The 16,188-nt window shown below is 69.3% G+C and carries 13 protein-coding genes; 9 read left to right on the top strand and 4 right to left on the bottom strand.

Annotated elements, in window-relative coordinates:
* Positions 1 to 78 precede the first annotated feature (78 nt).
* A complete protein-coding gene (locus ACFFJK_RS07190) occupies positions 79 to 3,231 on the bottom strand; it encodes a penicillin-binding transpeptidase domain-containing protein (protein WP_379678492.1) in 3,153 nt (1,050 codons plus the stop codon).
* 219 nt (positions 3,232 to 3,450) lie between these two features.
* Here ACFFJK_RS07190 and ACFFJK_RS07185 point away from each other — a divergent pair, with 219 nt between their 5' ends.
* From ACFFJK_RS07185 to ACFFJK_RS07165, 5 genes are all read left to right on the top strand, one after another.
* The gene (locus ACFFJK_RS07185) at positions 3,451 to 3,666 is read left to right on the top strand and encodes a hypothetical protein (protein ID WP_379678491.1); all 216 of its coding nucleotides are present in this window, start codon (positions 3,451 to 3,453) and stop codon (positions 3,664 to 3,666) included.
* 206 nt (positions 3,667 to 3,872) lie between these two features.
* The gene (locus ACFFJK_RS07180) at positions 3,873 to 4,487 is read left to right on the top strand and encodes a hypothetical protein (protein ID WP_379678490.1); all 615 of its coding nucleotides are present in this window, start codon (positions 3,873 to 3,875) and stop codon (positions 4,485 to 4,487) included.
* 65 nt (positions 4,488 to 4,552) lie between these two features.
* Positions 4,553 to 5,248, top strand: a complete 696-nt coding sequence (locus tag ACFFJK_RS07175) for a ribonuclease HI family protein (protein WP_379678489.1) — start codon at positions 4,553 to 4,555, stop codon at positions 5,246 to 5,248.
* Complete coding sequence (locus tag ACFFJK_RS07170; RefSeq protein ID WP_379678488.1) at positions 5,220 to 5,951, top strand: HD domain-containing protein; 732 nt, start codon at positions 5,220 to 5,222, stop codon at positions 5,949 to 5,951. Before ACFFJK_RS07175 ends, ACFFJK_RS07170 begins: the two co-directional genes overlap by 29 nt.
* 63 nt (positions 5,952 to 6,014) lie before the next feature.
* Positions 6,015 to 7,268 carry a TCR/Tet family MFS transporter gene (locus tag ACFFJK_RS07165; RefSeq protein WP_379678487.1) on the top strand — a complete coding sequence of 418 codons (1,254 nt, stop codon included), beginning with the start codon at positions 6,015 to 6,017 and terminating at the stop codon, positions 7,266 to 7,268.
* Between the two features lie 57 nt (positions 7,269 to 7,325).
* On the opposite strand, the gene ACFFJK_RS07160 is transcribed toward ACFFJK_RS07165, so the two are convergent.
* Both ACFFJK_RS07160 and ACFFJK_RS07155 read right to left on the bottom strand, forming a co-directional pair.
* On the bottom strand, positions 7,326 to 9,494 hold the full coding sequence (locus ACFFJK_RS07160) for a TonB-dependent receptor plug domain-containing protein (RefSeq protein WP_379678486.1): 2,169 nt from the start codon (positions 9,492 to 9,494) through the stop codon (positions 7,326 to 7,328).
* Between the two features lie 172 nt (positions 9,495 to 9,666).
* Positions 9,667 to 11,907, bottom strand: a complete 2,241-nt coding sequence (locus tag ACFFJK_RS07155) for a TonB-dependent receptor plug domain-containing protein (RefSeq protein WP_379678485.1) — start codon at positions 11,905 to 11,907, stop codon at positions 9,667 to 9,669.
* A gap of 235 nt (positions 11,908 to 12,142) precedes the next feature.
* Between ACFFJK_RS07155 and asd the strand changes: the two genes are divergently transcribed.
* Entirely contained in the window at positions 12,143 to 12,991 is an 849-nt protein-coding gene (asd, locus tag ACFFJK_RS07150; RefSeq protein WP_512700278.1) for an archaetidylserine decarboxylase, read from the top strand.
* On the opposite strand, the gene ACFFJK_RS07145 is transcribed toward asd, so the two are convergent.
* On the bottom strand, positions 12,924 to 13,910 hold the full coding sequence (locus tag ACFFJK_RS07145; RefSeq protein WP_379678484.1) for a LysR family transcriptional regulator: 987 nt from the start codon (positions 13,908 to 13,910) through the stop codon (positions 12,924 to 12,926). The genes asd and ACFFJK_RS07145 overlap by 68 nt on opposite strands.
* Positions 13,911 to 14,027: 117 nt before the next feature.
* On the opposite strand from ACFFJK_RS07145, the gene ACFFJK_RS07140 reads away from it, so the two are divergent.
* From ACFFJK_RS07140 to ACFFJK_RS07130, 3 genes are all read left to right on the top strand, one after another.
* A complete protein-coding gene (locus ACFFJK_RS07140) occupies positions 14,028 to 14,627 on the top strand; it encodes an FMN-dependent NADH-azoreductase (RefSeq protein ID WP_379678483.1) in 600 nt (199 codons plus the stop codon).
* Positions 14,628 to 14,729: 102 nt separating this feature from the next.
* Positions 14,730 to 15,614, top strand: a complete 885-nt coding sequence (locus tag ACFFJK_RS07135) for a pirin family protein (RefSeq protein WP_379678482.1) — start codon at positions 14,730 to 14,732, stop codon at positions 15,612 to 15,614.
* Between the two features lie 84 nt (positions 15,615 to 15,698).
* A complete protein-coding gene (locus ACFFJK_RS07130; RefSeq protein WP_379678481.1) occupies positions 15,699 to 16,172 on the top strand; it encodes a hypothetical protein in 474 nt (157 codons plus the stop codon).
* Positions 16,173 to 16,188: the final 16 nt, after the last annotated feature.

The raw sequence follows: 16,188 nt of genomic DNA, 5'->3' as shown, positions 1-16,188 counted from the left end.
TCGATGGCCCTCCGCACAGGGGCGGATTTTCAACAGATGATGCCATACAAACACAATTTCGAGGCGCGCAGGAGAGGCTCAATTCCCGTTCTTTTCATCGGACCGCCCCTGCGGCGCGGCGTGCAAGGCACGGAGCAGCGCCGCGACGACCGGCGCCGCATGGGCGCCGCCCGTCAGTTCGGACCGGCTCACGAAGCTGGCGAAGGCCAGGCGCCGGGTCTGCCCGGGCAGGCTGCCTGGCTCCAGCCACCCCATGAACCAGACGGTCCCCAGGCCGTCCCCGCCCACCGGCGCGGTGCCGGTCTTGCCGTACAGGCCGGCACGCAGGCGGTCGAACTCCCTGCCCCGGAACGCCCCGGCCGCGGTGCCGCCGTCGACCACACCCTTCATCCCGGCGCGGATACGGTCCAGGCGCACCCCGAGCGCCGGCCCCGGCGATACCGAGGCTTCGCGCCCGTCCAGTTCCGCCAGCAGGCGCGGCGCCACGATCCGGCCCTGGCCGACCGCCGCGGCCACCGACGCCATCTGCAGCGGGGTAGCCTGCATGCGCAAGCCGATGGCCATCTGGCGCACCTCGTGCCGCGTCTGGATGGGGTCGAGCGAGGACGCACTGGCCTGCAGCGCATCCCAGCCGGACCAGCGGTAGTCGGGCGGCAGCAGGCCGCCGTCCAGGCGGACCGGAGTGCCGAAGCCCAGCATGCGCGCCATGCCGGCCACCGGACGCACGCCGTCCAGTGCGCCGCTCTCGATCTCGCGCACGCCGGGCATGCCGCCCTGCGGCTGGCCGAGCAGGCTGCGGTCGCCCGATTCCGCCGTCCAGGCAAACCAGGTATTGATGCTGTGCGCCATGGCCTGCTCCAGGCCGAGGCGGCCTTCCACGGCGCGGCGCCCGGCTTCCTGCTCGCGGAAATTGGTGATGCGTGCGCCCCCGATCCGCACCCCGCGTCCGCCGGCTTCGGCGGCCGGATAGGCGGGCGCTCCGGTCCGGAAGCCGTAGGCCCGGGCGCGCGCCGCCGCGTCGATGGCCTCCAGCGGCATGCCCTGCAGCAGGGCGTCGAGGCCGGCGTCGTCCCGCGCCGCCTGCTCCAGGCCGAGCGCGCTGACGACCTTGAAGGTCGACCCCGGTGCGCGCTCCGCCCCGCCGTCATGCTGGAAGGCCGGCAGGCGCAGCGGGCTGCGCGCAGGATCGGCCCGGTCGAAGTCGCGCACCTCCGGCCAGGCAGCCGGGTCGACCGCCCCCGTTCCGGCGCCGGCAGCGGCCAGCACCTCGCCGCTGGCGGCATCGAGCAGGACCAGGCCCGCCTGCCGGCCCGGCTGTACCGTCCTGGCGCCATGGCAGTCCTTGCCGTCCCAGGCGCCCTGGCGCAGGCCGATGCAGTCGAGCGCCGCCTGCGCGGCGGCCTGCAGGCCCAGGTCGAGCGTGAGGCGGCCGCTGTGCGCCGGCCCCGGCAGCCGCGCCAGCATGCCGGCGACGCTGGAACCGTGGTCCCGGTGCACGCCCAGCAGCGGGCCCAGGCCCGCGGCCAGCGCGGCTGCGCTCGGCCGTCCGCCCGACCACAAGGGCTGGCCGTTGCGGTCGAGCAGGCGCACCTCGGCCTGCGCAGGACGGACGGGGCCAGGGCCGGCGCCGCCGGTCCCCGGCAGGGCGTGCCAAGCCAGTTGTCCGCCGTCCAGTCGCAAGTGGCGGTAGGCGGCGTCGGCGCCGTCCGCCAGCGCCCCCAGGTCGAGCGCTTCGATCTCGAGCACGATACGCTGCGCGCCCGGCCGGGGAACCAGGGTCACGCGCTGGACGGCGTCGCGGTCCGGGCAGGCCCGGCCGTCGCAGGCGCCGCTCACCGTCAACGCCGCGCCGCTCGCCCTGCGCACCCTGCCCGCCACCAGCAGCTCGGCCGGCCCCCGTGCGTCGGCGGCCAGCACCACGGTCGCGGCCGTGCCGCCGTTCCACGCACCGGCGTCCCAGGCGCCGACGCGCTGCCACGGCGTCCACCCTTGCGGCAGCCGAGCGAACAGCCGCATCGCCGCCACCGGCAGCCCATCGCTGCGGGCCGCCGGCACGCCGTCCACGCTGGCCAGCCATTGCGCCCGGTCGCCCGGGCGGACACGCCAGGCCACCAGCCGGCGTTCGCTGTTGAACACCCGGACCTGCTCGCGCACGAAGGCGCCGTCGGCACGGTAGTACAGGCGCTCGAGCAGCCTGCGGCTTTCGTCGTCGATCCGGACACCCTCCCAGCCCCGCAGCGGGGCGCGCACGCCCGGCGCCGCCGCCTGCCACAGGGCCAGGTCGCGCGGCGCGAGCTCGACCAGTCCGCTCCTGCCGAGGCGCAACAACCCGCGCGCCTGCAGGCGCGCGAACAGCTGCGCATCCTCCAGGCCGGGCGGCGCGGCGGCCGGCACCAGGTACTCGCCCGGGGCCAGCCGCAGCGCGGCCGGCGCCATGCCGCTGCCGTAGGCCTGGACCAGGCCGGCGCCGGCCGGGCCCGGCAGGTAATGCTGCAACAGCAGCTCGCCGGCCTGCGGGCAGGCCGCGCTCGTGCGCCGCGTGAAGCGCAGGGCGCCTTCCTTCCAGACCAGCCAGCCCGAGCGCCCGAGCGCGGCTTCACCGCGTGCGCCGCGCGTGACGACGCCATTGCCCGCGTCCCCCGCCCACGACGCGCTCGCCGCACCGGCGTTCCATGCCAGGCGCAGCGGGCCGCGCGCATCGCCGCGCAGGTCCACGCGCGGCATGGTCGACCCGGGCCCGGCCAGCAGGACGTTGCGCGGCGGCGTACCGGGGGCCAGCGCAGCCGCTTCGGCGAAGGGATAGCCGATCCGCAGCGGCAGCAACAGCGGACGCTGCGGATCGAGCGCCTGCGTGCACAGGTCGATCCGGACCGGCGCTGCCGCCACCATGCCGGAGGCGATCACCAGCGCCGCGGCGCCATGCTGGCGCACGGCGACGCCCGGCGCATGCGGCACCCGGATCGTCACGCCGCCCAGCAGCGGCTGGAGCGCGGCCAGCACGGACGCATCAAGAGGCGCAGCCCGGCCGGCGGAGCTGGAGAGCGAGCGCGCCGACAAGGCCAGCACGGCCGCACCCAGCAGCACCACCGCCGCCGCCAGCACGGTCCACGGCGCCACACCCCGCCGGCGCGGCGTCGCCGGACGCGCGCCGGCACGCAGGTTGCGTGCGCGCCGCCGGGCCGTGCGGTGCGCCGCGATGTGACCGAGCAGTGCGTTGAAGGTAGCTGTCATCCTGTTCCCACCGTTGCGCGGCCAGCACGCGGCCGCTCGCAGGCGCCTAGCGGGGGGATGCGGAAAACCCGGCCATTCCAGGGGTGGCGCGCGCGCATTCGGACAGGCTTTTCGACAGGCCATCCCGCGTTTTGCGCGTCTCGTCGCAATCGGCTCGCCGCACGAAAAGGCTTGGCCTACAGTGCACACATCGACAACCCACCCGCAAGGAGAAACACCATGAACATCATGAAGCACATGGAAGCCGTCTTCGTCGTCGCGTTGAGCCTCACGCTCGGCGGCAGCTACCTGCTCGATGCCGTTCCCGAAGCCCATGCCCGCACGTACAATGCGGACCCGGCACTGGTCGCGAGCGGCGACAAGATGGCCGTCGTCACCGTGACCGCCAAGCGCCTGTCGGGCGAGGAAAAGCAGGCTGCCGGGAGCCGCGGATGAGTAGCGCAGGCCGGCCGGAACGCCCCGCCGCTGCCGCCCGCGTCGCCTCGGCGCGACAGCGGGCGGCGCGCCGCAGCGCCAACTGTATCAAGCTCCCCTGCCGTCCGCGGCGCGATCTGTTTCAGTTGTAAGCAACTGCTTCAAAGATCCAAATCAAGTACGTACAGCGATATAGTGGGTCATCCGTTCTGGATCTGGAGACCGACATGAAACGCACTCTTTCCCTTGCCTTGACCGCCGCCGGCATCGTTTTCGGCGCGGCGTTCGCGCCACTCCCGGCAATGGCGCAAACCGATTTCCAACTCGTCATCAGCTCGGGCCCGCCGGCGCCGGTGTACGAGCGCGTGCCCGGCCCGCGCCACGGTTACGTCTGGGCGCCAGGCTACTGGGAATGGCGTGGCCACCGCCATGCCTGGGTGCCGGGTCACTACGTCGCGGCCCGCCCGGGCTACGTGTATGCGCCGCCGCGCTGGTACCAGCGCCATGGCGGCTGGTACATGGAACCGGCCCGCTGGACCCCGCATGGCCGCGACCGCAACCGCAACGGCGTGCCCGACCGCTTCGAGCGCCGCGGCCACGACCCGGTGTATGCCGGCGGCTACTACCGCGATGGCTACTACCGTGACGGCTATCGCGACGGTTACCGCTACGACGGCTACCGCTACGACCGCAACCGCGACGGCATCCCGGACCGCTACGAGCGCCGCGGATACCGCGACAGCGACCGCGACGGCGTGCCGAATCGCTACGACCGCGACCGCGACGGCGACGGCGTCCCGAACCGCTGGGACGAGCGTCCGAACAATCCCTACCGCCGCTGATTCGACAGTCCGCGGTCCGGAACGGAACAGGCGCCTCAGGGCGCCTTTTTGCTATGCTTCGTTCCATGACCGACCACGCCGCTTTGATGACCGCCGCCTCCAAGGGAGAACTTGCCGCCAGCCGCAAGCTCGCCGAACGCACCGGCATGCCGCAAGCCGACGCCCTGCGCGCCACCCTGACGCGGCGCGCCGGTGTCGCCGGACTCGAACACCTGCTGGCCATGCGCGCAGCCGAGCGCCTGCGCGGAGAGCAGAACGTGGCCGCGCGCCGCGCCCTGGCCGACGCGGCCCTGGCCCGGCGCCAGGCGGCGCCGGCCGCGGCGCCGCCATGGCGCGCCTGGTTCGACGGCTCCGCACGCCCCAATCCGGGCCGTTGCGGCATCGGCGCCGTGCTCGAAGGCCCGGGGGCGGTACGCGTCGAACTGTCCCTCGATGCCGGCTATGGCAACAGCAGCGAAGCGGAGTACCGCGCCCTGATCGCCGTGCTGGAGGCGGCCGTCGAGCATGGCGCCACCATGCTTGCGATCCACGGCGACAGCCAGGTCGTGATCGACGACGTCAACGCCCCCGATTGCGCCAGCGCCCCGGCCCTGCGCGCATGCCGTACCCAGGCGCGCGCCCTGCTCGCCCGCCTGCCGGGCACCACGCTGCGCTGGATCCCGCGCCACAAGAACGCCCGCGCCGACGCCCTGTCGCAACGCGCCGTACCACCCCTCCACGACGAAGAAGCGCATGACCGAACCGAACCAGCCGCGCAATAGGCCACAGGCCGGCCCCCTGCACGATCCGCACGACTCGCGCGACACCCCCAGCACCGACCTGGCCAGCTGGCGTCCACGCCTGGCCGCGCTGGCCGGCGGCGCCGGCGGCGGCGACGGCGCCCACGACGCCAACCACCTGGAGCGCGTCTGGCGCAACGCGCAGGCGCTGCTCGCGCGCCACCCGCAAGCCGATGCCCTGGTCGTGATGGCCGCCTGCTACCTGCACGACCTGGTCAACCTGCCGAAGGACGACCCGGACCGCGCCCAGGCCTCCCGCCGCTCGGCCAGGCTGGCGCGGCACCAGCTCGCGGTCATGAACTTTCCGCCGGAACGGCTCGACGCCGTGGCCCATGCGATCGAGGCACACAGCTTTTCGGCCGATATTCCCGCCGAGACGCTGGAAGCGAAGATCGTGCAGGATGCAGACCGGCTCGACGCGCTCGGCGCGGTCGGGCTGGCGCGCATGTTCTATACCGCGGGCCGCATGGGAAGCGGGCTGGCCCATCCAAGCGACCCGCTCGCCACCGGCCGCCCGCTCGACGACCGCGCCTATTCGCTCGACCACATCCAGGCCAAGCTGGCCACGCTGCCGGGCAGGATGCAGACCGAGGGCGGGCGCGCGCTGGCCCGCGAACGCATGGCCATGCTGGAGTCCTTCCGTAGCGCATTTGCCGAGGAATGGGGTGCTGGAAAAAGTTCCTGAATGCCAATAATATCGGTGCCGGCGGTGCTAAGATAGGCTGGTCGATTCACGCTCGAGGCCCGCATGACCAGCACGACCGCGCTTCCGAAGTCCACTCCCGGCAACTTGAATTTCGTCCTGGTCTGCATCTTCATCGACATGCTCGGGATCGGCCTGATCGTGCCGGTGATGCCGCTGCTGGTCGGGCAGTTCGTCCCGGCGCGCGAGGACCACGCCCTGTGGTTCGGCGTCCTGGCCGCCACCTTCGGCCTGTTGCAATTCCTGTTCATGCCGGCGCTCGGCGCGCTCAGCGACCGCATCGGCCGCCGGCCCGTGCTGCTCTATTCCATGGGCGGGATGTGCCTGAATTTCCTGATCACGGCCTGGGCGCCATCCTTGTTCTGGCTGTTCGTCGGGCGCATGATCGGCGGCATGTCTTCGGCCAGCATGTCGGTGGCCTCGGCCTACGCGTCGGACATCTCGACCAAGGACAACCGCGCCAGGAGCTTCGGCAAGATCGGCGCCGCCTTCGGCCTGGGCTTCATCTGCGGCCCGATGCTGGGTGGCCTGCTGGGAAACAACGACCTGCACCTGCCCTTCTACGTGGCAGCCCTGCTGGGGTTTGCCAACCTGGTCTACGGATACTTCTTCGTGCCCGAGTCGCTGGCGCCGGGCCAGCGCCCCCCCTTCGACTGGAAGCGGCTCAATCCACTCGCCGCGCTGCTGCGCCTGGTGCGGCGCACCGACATCCGCGGCCTGGTGCTCGTCATCACCCTGGTGACCTTCGGCCAGATGATGCTGCAGTCCACCTGGGTCCTGTACACCACCTTCCGCTTCGACTGGACGCCGCGCGACAACGGCATCGCCCTGTTCTGCGTCGGGCTGGTGTCCGCCGTGGTGCAGGCCGGCCTGCTGGCGGTGCTGATCCGGCGCTTCGGCGAGGTGCGCCTGTCGCTGATGGGGATCACGTCCGGCTCCCTGGCCTTCCTCGGCTACGCCCTGGCGACGCAGGGCTGGATGATGTACGCCATCATCCTGTGCAACGTGCTGGCCTTCGCCGCCACGCCGGCGCTGCAGGCGATCGTGTCGAAGGCGACGCCGGCCGGCCAGCAGGGCGAGCTCATGGGCTCGCTGCAATCGATCAGCAGCCTCGGGGTCATCGTCACGCCGCTGCTCGGCACGGCGATCCTGGCCGGCGTGAGCCACCTGCCCCCTGGCGACTGGCGCATCGGCAGCCACTTCCTGCTGTGCGCGGCGATGCAGGCGGTCGCGGTCGTGGTGGCCTGGCGGTATTTTCGCACCCACCGCGTCCACGACAACCAGGCCGTCGAAGCCTGAGCGCCGGCATGTTCCCGGCTCGCCGCGCAGCAGGCGTTCCTCCTGCGGCGTCGGGACTCAGAACTTCAATTCCAGCGTGCTGCGCAGCTTGATTCCGCCCGGATAGCGCCAGCTGCGTTTTTCCAGTCCGGTGACCGGGTCGGCGTAGCTGACGCCCCAGGCGCCATCCTCGCCCAGCAGGTTCGACAGCGCCACCCGCAGCTGGGCCTTGGCGTTGAACTTCCACAGCGCGTAGGTATCCAGGTCGGTGCGTGCCATCTCGTAGAAACCGCGGTTGGCGGTCACGCGTATCGGCCCGCCGCGACGGTGCGACAGGCTGGCGCCGGCGCTCAGGGAGCCGGCCTGCCAGTCGAGACCGAGCTTGGCGGTCAGCGGCGTCTGCATTTCCATCCGGTTGTTCGGGCCGGGCACCGACGCGACACGCGACCAATTTCGGCTGAGGCTGGCGCGCAGCTCGATCGCCGGCGCCCCTTCCACCAGCGTCTTGAGCGGGAATTTCGTCTCGAGATCGATCGTCCTCACCCTCGCACGGCCGTCGTTCACGGGCCGGAAAATCCAGCGAAGACCGTCGAAGAAGATTTCGTTGCTGGTGTAGTCGTCGATCCGGCGCATTGAAGCGCCGATCGAGAACATCGCCCCTTCCGCCCAGTAGTGCTCCCAGGCCGCGTCCACGCCCCATGCCAGCTCCGGGCGCAGCCTGGGGTTGCCCACGAAATCGGCTTCGGTGGCGCTGTTGTTCTCCCACGCCGAGCGGTCGGGCACCAGGTTCCGCATCTCGGGCGCCTTGTAGGTGCGCGACAGCGCCAGCCGCAGCTGGTCGCCGTGCTTGCCGTCCTTGCCGGGCAGCTTCCACAGGGTCTGCAGCACCGGGCTCCAGACGCTCGAGCGTACGCTGGTCGGCTCCACCGTATTGCCGGTGACGCGGGTGTGCACGCCTTCCCAGCGCGCCCCGGCGTACAGCGACCACGCCGGCGTGATGGTCCATTCGTCCTGGGCGTAGAAGGCGGCGCGGCGCACGTTGGCGCCGAAATCCTCGTCGAGCACCTGGCCTGGGGCAAATGCGCGCACGGTGTCCTGTTCGACGCGGATGTCGTCGCTCGTATTGATGCGCACGTCCCAGCCCGCCGCCAGCACGTGGCCACCCGCCAGCTCGCGCGTCAGCTTGCCCGTGGAGTTCGCGCCCTTGGCGCGCGCGTCGTTGCGTATGCTGCCGTCGGTCTCCGGCAGGCCGGCAGCGTCGTTGCCCATGCGGCGCAGGAAGCGCTTGTTCCAGGTGCCCTCGACGCCGAACTTCGCTTCCAGCTTGGCGCCGGAGGCCATCGCATGGGTCCAGGACAGGTCCGAACTCAGGGCGGTGTAGTCGATGATCGAGCGGGTGTGCAAGTCGGGCGTCGGTGGCGGCCGGCCGATGAAGGTCAGTACCTGCCCGTGCGCGTTGTTGCGGAACCGGTTGCCGTTCAGGAGGGCCTGCCACGCCAGGGTGTCGCCGTTGTCCAGTGTCCAGTTGACGCGCGGGCCGAGGCTGAAGCCGTTCATGTGCCCCGTCTCCGGCACCGTGGTGGTACGGAACAGGTCGACGCGGCCGTCCGGCCGGGTGTTCTCCTCGACGCCCAGTGCCTCGCGCCGGAAGCTGTCGTGGTTGACGCTGCCCGAGATCGCGTACGAGGACTTGTCGGCGCGGTCGGCCAGCTCGAAGCTGACGGTCGGCCCGCGGAAGTCGCTGGAGAGCTGGTGCCCCAGCTTGACACCGCGCTCGCGCTTGCGCACGGTCTTGCGCAGCACGATGTTGATGGTGCCCGCCACCGATTCGGTCGACATGTCGGCGGTGGCCGCGCGCAGGACCTCGATCCGCTCGATCACGTCGGGCGACAGCGATTCGAGGGAAAAACCCGGCGGCGTACGCTCGCCATCGACCAGGACCTGCGTATAGCCGGCGCCCAGGCCGCGCATCTGCACTTGCGTGCTGCGTCCGGAACCGGTCACGACGCTCACACCGGGGATGCGCTTGAAGATCTCGGTGAGGCTGGTGTCGCCATAGCGGCCGATTTCCTCGCGTCCGACGACGATGCGCGTAGCCGTGTCGTCGCGCCGCGGGTCGTAGCCGGCCGCCGTTCCTTTCACTTCGACCCGCTGGATGGCAGCGTCCGTAGCGGACTGCTGGGCAAGGGCGGGGGCACTGAGCCCGGCGAGGAGGACAACCATGTGGCGCGGGCGAAGCAATGTCATGTTCCAGTCTCCAGAAATGTTGTTCGGCTTTCTGGTAATAACTATATGCCAGTTAATAGCAACGTGTAAACATCTTAATGACATCTTTATTGCTATCAAATAGCAATTTATAGTTCCACGGTAAAGAAAAAGCCCGGCACATGGCCGGGCTCGATAGTCGTCAGAAGTGTCGTCAGAACTTCAGCTCGTACGTCGCACGGTAACGCACGCCTTGCGGGAAGTTGAAGCTGCGGGTCTGGCTGCCGAAGCGCAAATCTTCGTAGGTGTTTTCCATCTGGAAGTCCTGGCTCAGCGCATTGCCCACCGCCAGGCGCAACTGGCGCTTCTGGTCGAATTTCCACAGCGCGTACACGTCGAGCTCGCGGCGCGGCCAGGTGTAGGCACGCTGGTTCACCGAGACCCGCACCGGACCGCCGCGGCGGAAGACGAAGCTGCCGCCGGTAGTGAGTGCGCCGGCCTTGTAGTCCGCGCCCAGGTTGACGGTCAGCGGCGTCTGCTGGTCGAGGCGGTTGTACGGCCCCGGCACCGATTCCACCCGCGACCAGTTGCGGTTGACGCTGGCGCGCAGGTCGACCGCCGGGGCATCGGTCATCACGGCCTTGAGCGGGAACTTGGTTTCGATTTCCATCGAACGCGTCACGGCGCTGTCCTGGTTGCTCGGGGTCTGGATCCAGCGCTCGCCATCGAAGAAGATCAGGTTGCGGGTGAAATCGCTGATGCGCCGCTGCGACACGCTCACCGACAGCAGCGCGCCTTCTGCCCAGTAGTGCTCGTAGGCGGCATCGATGCCGAGGGCCAGTTCCGGCTTCAGGTTCGGGTTGCCGCGGTAATCCGGCTCGGTCGAGCTGTTGTTCTCGCTGACCTGGCGGCGCGGCGTCAGGCTGCCCACGCCGGGCGCCTTGTAGGTGCGGGTCAGCGCCAGGCGGACCTGGTCACCTTTTTTACCCGGGATCTTGTACAGCGTCTGCATGATCGGGCTCCAGACGCTGGAGCTGGCCTCGGCGGGCTCGAAGGTGTTGCCGGTGACGTCGGTGCGGATGCCTTCCCAACGCGCGCCGAGGTACATCGACCAGGCCGGCGTAATATTCCACTCGTCCTGCGCGAACACGGCGAGGCGCTTGACGCGCGCCTCGGAAACCTCGTAGAGCGGCAGGTTGCCTGGCGCCCGGAACAGGGTGCGCTCGTTGCGTTCGTCGTCGCGCGTGTCGATGCCTCCATCCCAGCCGAAAGCAAAAGTATGGCCCTTCTGGATCGTCCGGCTGTACTTGCCGGTGGAGTTCAGGCCGCGGTCGCGGGTGTCGAGCAGACTGGTGGTATCGAGCAGCGGCACGGGAGCGGAACCTGCGGCCGCTGTCGAGGCGGTGCGGTGCGACGTGCTCTCGTTGCGGCCCGCGACGACGCCGACCTTCAGGTCGAGCTTGGCGCCCGACTCGAACTTGCGCGACCAGCTCAGGTCGGAACGCAGGGAGTCGTTGTCGCCCCGAAACGCGTTCATCAGGTCCGGGTACGGCGGCGGGCTGCCGATCAGGGTCGTGGTCGGCTGGTTGAAGCGGTTCCTGAAGCGGTGCACGTTGATGAAGCTCTGCGAGGTCAGCGTGTTGTCCTGGCCGAGGGTCCAGTTCAGGCGCGGGCTGAGGTTGGCGAACGTGACCTGGCCCTTCTGGGGCAAACGGATCGTGCGCAACATGGTGGTCTCGCCGCCCGGCGACACGCCCCTTTCCACGCCAGACGATTCGAACTCGAAGCGGTCATGCACTGCGTTGGCCGACACCGAATACGAGAAGGCGCCGTCGCGGTCCGACATCTGCAGGTTGGCGTTCGGGCCGTAGCCGTTGCTCGATCCCTGCGCCGCGAGCTTCACTTCCCGCATGCGGTTCTTGACAGAGCGCTTGAGGATGATGTTGATGGTGCCGGCCACCGACTGCGTCGAGAACTCGGCGCTGGCCGCGCGCAACACCTCGATGCGTTCGATCGAATCCGGCGCCAGCGACTCCATCGAGAAGCCGGCCGGCGCACGCTCGCCGTTGACCAGGATCTGCGTGTAGCCGGCGCCCAGGCCGCGCATGCGGATCTCGCCGCCGCGCCCGCCGGAGCCGGTGTTGACGGTGATGCCGGGCACCCGCTTGAGCACGTCGAGCACGCTTGTATCGCCGTACTTGGCGATTTCTTCGCTGCCGACCACGATCTTGGTGGCGGTGTCGTCGCGGCGCGGGTCGTAGGTGTCGGCCGTGCCTTTCACCTCCACTTGCTGGATCTTCCTGGCCGCATCCGCCTTGGCCTCATCCGCCTTGGGCGCGGCCGGCGCCGGCTGGGCACTGCGCGCATCCTGCGCGGCGGCGTCGATTGCGGGGAGACTCATGGCGACCGCGGCGGCCAGCGCGGTCAGGCGAAACGGTTGGAAAACGGAGGACATGGATGCGTCGAAAGTGATAGGAGCCAAGATTGTCTCAGAAGCAATTCCGTATGTCTTCAACAATCGGATATGTATCCGTGTTCCATGGCTGGCGCATAGATTTTGGCCCTTTTACCGCCTCGTGCTGGGGTACACTGCTCGGGTACGCTGTGGTTGCGGCAGCGGTTAACATGCATTGCACTACGCCATCGCCGCTATAATTCGCCATCGATTGCAAATCTAGAGGCCCATCAAAGTGTCCCGCATAAAAGTCTTGCCCCAATACGTGATGCCGAAGACGGCGCTGACCAACTTCGCCGGCCGCGTTGCCGGCGCCAAGGGTGGCGCCATGACGACGCGGCTGATCCGCTGGTTCGTGGGCAAGTACGGTGTCAACATGGAAGAAGCGGCGAACCCGGACATCGCCAGCTACGCCAGCTTCAACGAATTCTTCACCCGCCCGCTGCGCGACGGCGTGCGTCCGCTCGCCCAGGCCGACTTCGTCTGCCCGGTGGACGGCGCCATCAGCCAGTTCGGCGACATCGACGACCACCACATCTTCCAGGCCAAGGGCCACAAGTTTACCTCCGCCGAGCTGGTGGGCGGCGACGCGGACCTGGCGGCGCACTTCCAGCATGGCCACTTCGCCAACCTGTACCTGAGCCCGAAGGACTACCACCGCATCCACATGCCCTGCGACGGCCGCCTGACCCGCATGATCTACGTGCCGGGCAAGCTGTTCTCGGTGAACCCGACCACGGCGCGCGGCGTGCCGGGCCTGTTCGCCCGCAACGAGCGCGTGGTCTGCGTGTTCGAGTCCGAGGAACACGGCCCCTTCGTGATGACCCTGGTCGGCGCCACCATCGTCGGCAGCATGGCCACCGCCTGGCATGGCGTGGTCAACCCGCCGCGCATGGCGCGCATCTGCGAGTGGCGCTACGACTCGCACCCGGTGGTGCTGAAGAAGGGCGAAGAGATGGGCCGCTTCCTGCTCGGCTCCACCGTCGTCATGCTCTTCAGGAAGGGCGCGATCTCGTTCAACCGCGACTGGGCGCCGGAGCGTCCGGTGCGCCTGGGCGAGACGATGGGGAATCGTCCCCGCTGATCCCCGCGCGGGCGTGGTCTTGTCCACGCTCGCGGCATACCTCCTCCATCAGGTCCAGGAAGGCCCGGGTCTTGGCCGGCATCAGCCGGCGCCCAGGAAACACCGCCCAGCCGCTGGCCGTGGGCAGGTCCCATTCCGGCAGCACCCGCACCAGTTCTCCCGTCTTCAGGTAAGGCGCCGCAAAGGTCTGCGAGCTGCCCGCGATGCCGGCGCCGCGCGAGGCGATCCGCGCCAGCAGGTCGGGCGAATTCGCCGTCAGGCGCGCGCCGAGCGGGCGCTCCCACCGCACTTTGCCGCGCGTGAGCACCCAGGGCGTGGCGCCGCCGTGCCGGCCCAGCAGGCAGAGCAGGTCGTGCCGCAGCAGGTCGTCGGGGTGTTCGGGCAGGCCGTGCCGGGCCAGGTAGCCCGGCGAGGCATACAGGCCGAAGTACTCGAGGTTGATCGGCCGCGCATTCAGCGAAGCATCGTCCGGCAGGTCCCCCATGCGGATCGCGATGTCGAAATTCTCGGCGATCAGGTCGACCCTGCGCGGCGACAGGTCCATCTCGAGCGATACGTTCGGGTAGCGCGCGATGAAGCGCGCCACCACCTCGTGCAGGCTGCTGTTGGCGAAGTCGCCCGGCACCGACATGCGCAGCTTGCCGCTCGGCGCCTGCTGGCGGTGCTGGGCCAGCGCGCCGGCCGCCTCCACCTGTTCCACCACCTGGCGCGCATGCTCGAGCAGGCTGGCGCCGAATTCCGTCACCATCAGCTTGCGGGTAGTGCGCTGCAGGAGACGCTCGCCCAGGCGCTGCTCGAGCAGCGCCATCCTGCGCGAGACGGTCGATTTCGGCAGTTGCACGCGCTCGGCCGCGCGGCTGAAGCTGCCAGCCTCGACGATCCGGGCGAACAGCAGCAGGTCATTCGGCTCCACATCCATGATCGTGATTGTTCCACTGGCTGAATAATGTTATCCATTCTACGGTCTTCCACTTCGTTTTTGGAACCTTTACAGTGTGTCCATCAACACTTTCTTGGAAACGAAGGGACATCCAACATGAATATCCTGCAGATCACCTCGAGCGTGCGCGGCAACGATTCGGAATCGACCCGCGTCACCAACCTGATCGTCGACAAGCTGACCGCCGCCAATCCGGATGCCACCGTCGTCCGCCGCGACTTCGGCGCCCAGCCGCACCCGCTGCTGGACGGCGCCGCTGTCGGCGCCCTGTTCACCCCGGCCGAGCAGCGCAGCCCCGAACAGGCGGCCCGGGTGGCCCTGGACGACGCCCTGATCGCGGAGGCGCAGGCTGCGGACGTGATCGTGATCGGCGCCCCGATGTACAACTTCGGCATGCCGGCGCAGCTGAAGAACTGGTTCGACGCGATCGCCCGTTCCGGCGTGACCTTCCGCTATACCGAGACCGGTCCGGAAGGCCTGCTGAAGAACAAGAAGGTGTACGTGGCCACCGCGCGCGGCGGCATCTATCCGGTGGAAGCCGACCCGCAGGTGCCGCACATCCGCATGCTGCTGAACTTCCTCGGCCTGACCGACCACACCTTCATCTACTCGTCGGGCCTGAGCATGGGCCCGGAAGCGGCGAGCAAGGGCCAGCAGGAAGCCGATGCGGCCGTCGAGGCGGCACTGGCGGCCTGAATTACCGAAGCGAATTGACCGCGCGCTGCGGGAACCCCTGGGAAACCGTGGCTAAGCGCGGATAACCGCAGGCGCGGCGCATCACCACAACAGGAGGACAACATGACCGAGCAAGCCATTTCCGATACGATCCCGACGCTGCAGGTGCAGAAGTCGCGCGGCGTCGAACGCGTGGTCGCCGGCCAGTTCGTGATGGACGGCGCGGGCGTGAAGATCAACCGCGTGCTGACCGGCACCCTGCAGCGCCGCCTCGATCCCTTCCTGATGCTCGATGCCTTCGGCAGCGACAAGGCGGGCGACTACATCGCCGGCTTCCCGGAGCACCCGCACCGGGGCTTCGAGACCGTGACCTACATGATCGACGGCCGCATGCGCCACCGCGACAGCGCCGGCAACGAGGGCTTGGTCACCAGCGGCGGCGTGCAATGGATGACGGCCGGCCGTGGCGTGATCCATTCCGAGATGCCGGAGCAGACGGAAGGCCTGATGGAAGGCTTCCAGCTGTGGCTGAACCTGCCGGGCAAGGACAAGATGTCGGCCCCCTGGTACCGCGACATCCCGAGCGAGGAAGTGCCGCGCTTTACCAGCGGGGATGGCGTGGTCGTGCAGGTGATCGCCGGCCAGACCCACGGCGTGGCGGGCGCGGTGCAGCGCGAACACACGCTGCCGCTCTACCTCGACCTGGAGATTCCCGCCGGCGTCACCTGGGAGCAGCCGGTCCCGCAGGGCCATAACGCCTTCTTCTACGTCTATCGCGGCGAGGGGGTCGTGGAGGGCAAGGGCGTGGCCAGGACGCGCATGGCGATCCTCGACAATGCCGCCGGGGCCGACGGCGTGCGCATCAAGGCGGTGGAACCGACGCGCCTGATCCTGCTGGCGGGCCGGCCGCTGAACGAGCCGATCGCGCAGCACGGGCCGTTCGTGATGAACACGACCGAAGAGCTGTACCAGGCCTTCGACGACTTCCGCGCCGGACGCTTCGCCTGAAGTCCATGCGGGCAGGGCGGCATGTACGCCCCCTGCCCGCTTGCGCTACACTTCCGGCATGACGTATTCGCACTTTTCACTGCCATGCCGCTGATCGACACCGTTTCCGACCTGCTTGCACGCGCCAGCCACGCGCTCGGTTTCGAGACGATCGACCGCTTCCCCCAACACCATCCCTACGCGCGCACGCGCTGGAACAAGGCCTATTTCGACATCCCGTCGAACATGAAACCCGAGGCCATCGAGAACAGGCTGTGCGAGGCCATCGCCAACACGCCGCACGTCTTCGGCGAGATCCTGAACCCGACGCCGCGCATGCAGCGCGCCCTGCTGGCCGTGATCGAGCAACGCCTGCGCCGCGCACACGGCGCCCCGACCGATCTGGCCGCGATGCTGGTGGCGGCCTACCGCAGCCCGCATACGGTCGAGACCGTGCCGGGGCTGCGCCAGGCGATCCTCGATACCTCGGGCTACGAGCAGCACGTGCAGGCCAATGCGATCCTGGCCTTCCTGGCCGATGCGCCGGCGGCGTTCGGTGTCATCGAAGCGCGACCGTGATAGAAGCTGCCGGCGC

This window comes from Massilia consociata, assembly GCF_042432755.1.
Lineage (GTDB): Bacteria > Pseudomonadota > Gammaproteobacteria > Burkholderiales > Burkholderiaceae_D > Telluria > Telluria consociata.
The sequence above is the reverse complement of the archived record's forward strand: the minus strand, read 5'-3'. Positions and strand labels throughout refer to the sequence as shown.

Excerpts from the sequence above, each read along its gene's own strand:
- ACFFJK_RS07190 (WP_379678492.1), bottom strand. The coding sequence starts at position 3,231 with ATGACAGCTACCTTCAACGCACTGCTCGGTCACATCGCGGCGCACCGC.
- ACFFJK_RS07185 (WP_379678491.1), top strand. The coding sequence starts at position 3,451 with ATGAACATCATGAAGCACATGGAAGCCGTCTTCGTCGTCGCGTTGAGC.
- ACFFJK_RS07180 (WP_379678490.1), top strand. The coding sequence starts at position 3,873 with ATGAAACGCACTCTTTCCCTTGCCTTGACCGCCGCCGGCATCGTTTTC.
- ACFFJK_RS07175 (WP_379678489.1), top strand. The coding sequence starts at position 4,553 with ATGACCGACCACGCCGCTTTGATGACCGCCGCCTCCAAGGGAGAACTT.
- ACFFJK_RS07170 (WP_379678488.1), top strand. The coding sequence starts at position 5,220 with ATGACCGAACCGAACCAGCCGCGCAATAGGCCACAGGCCGGCCCCCTG.
- ACFFJK_RS07165 (WP_379678487.1), top strand. The coding sequence starts at position 6,015 with ATGACCAGCACGACCGCGCTTCCGAAGTCCACTCCCGGCAACTTGAAT.
- ACFFJK_RS07160 (WP_379678486.1), bottom strand. The coding sequence starts at position 9,494 with ATGACATTGCTTCGCCCGCGCCACATGGTTGTCCTCCTCGCCGGGCTC.
- ACFFJK_RS07155 (WP_379678485.1), bottom strand. The coding sequence starts at position 11,907 with ATGTCCTCCGTTTTCCAACCGTTTCGCCTGACCGCGCTGGCCGCCGCG.
- ACFFJK_RS07145 (WP_379678484.1), bottom strand. The coding sequence starts at position 13,910 with ATGGATGTGGAGCCGAATGACCTGCTGCTGTTCGCCCGGATCGTCGAG.
- ACFFJK_RS07140 (WP_379678483.1), top strand. The coding sequence starts at position 14,028 with ATGAATATCCTGCAGATCACCTCGAGCGTGCGCGGCAACGATTCGGAA.
- ACFFJK_RS07135 (WP_379678482.1), top strand. The coding sequence starts at position 14,730 with ATGACCGAGCAAGCCATTTCCGATACGATCCCGACGCTGCAGGTGCAG.
- ACFFJK_RS07130 (WP_379678481.1), top strand. The coding sequence starts at position 15,699 with ATGCCGCTGATCGACACCGTTTCCGACCTGCTTGCACGCGCCAGCCAC.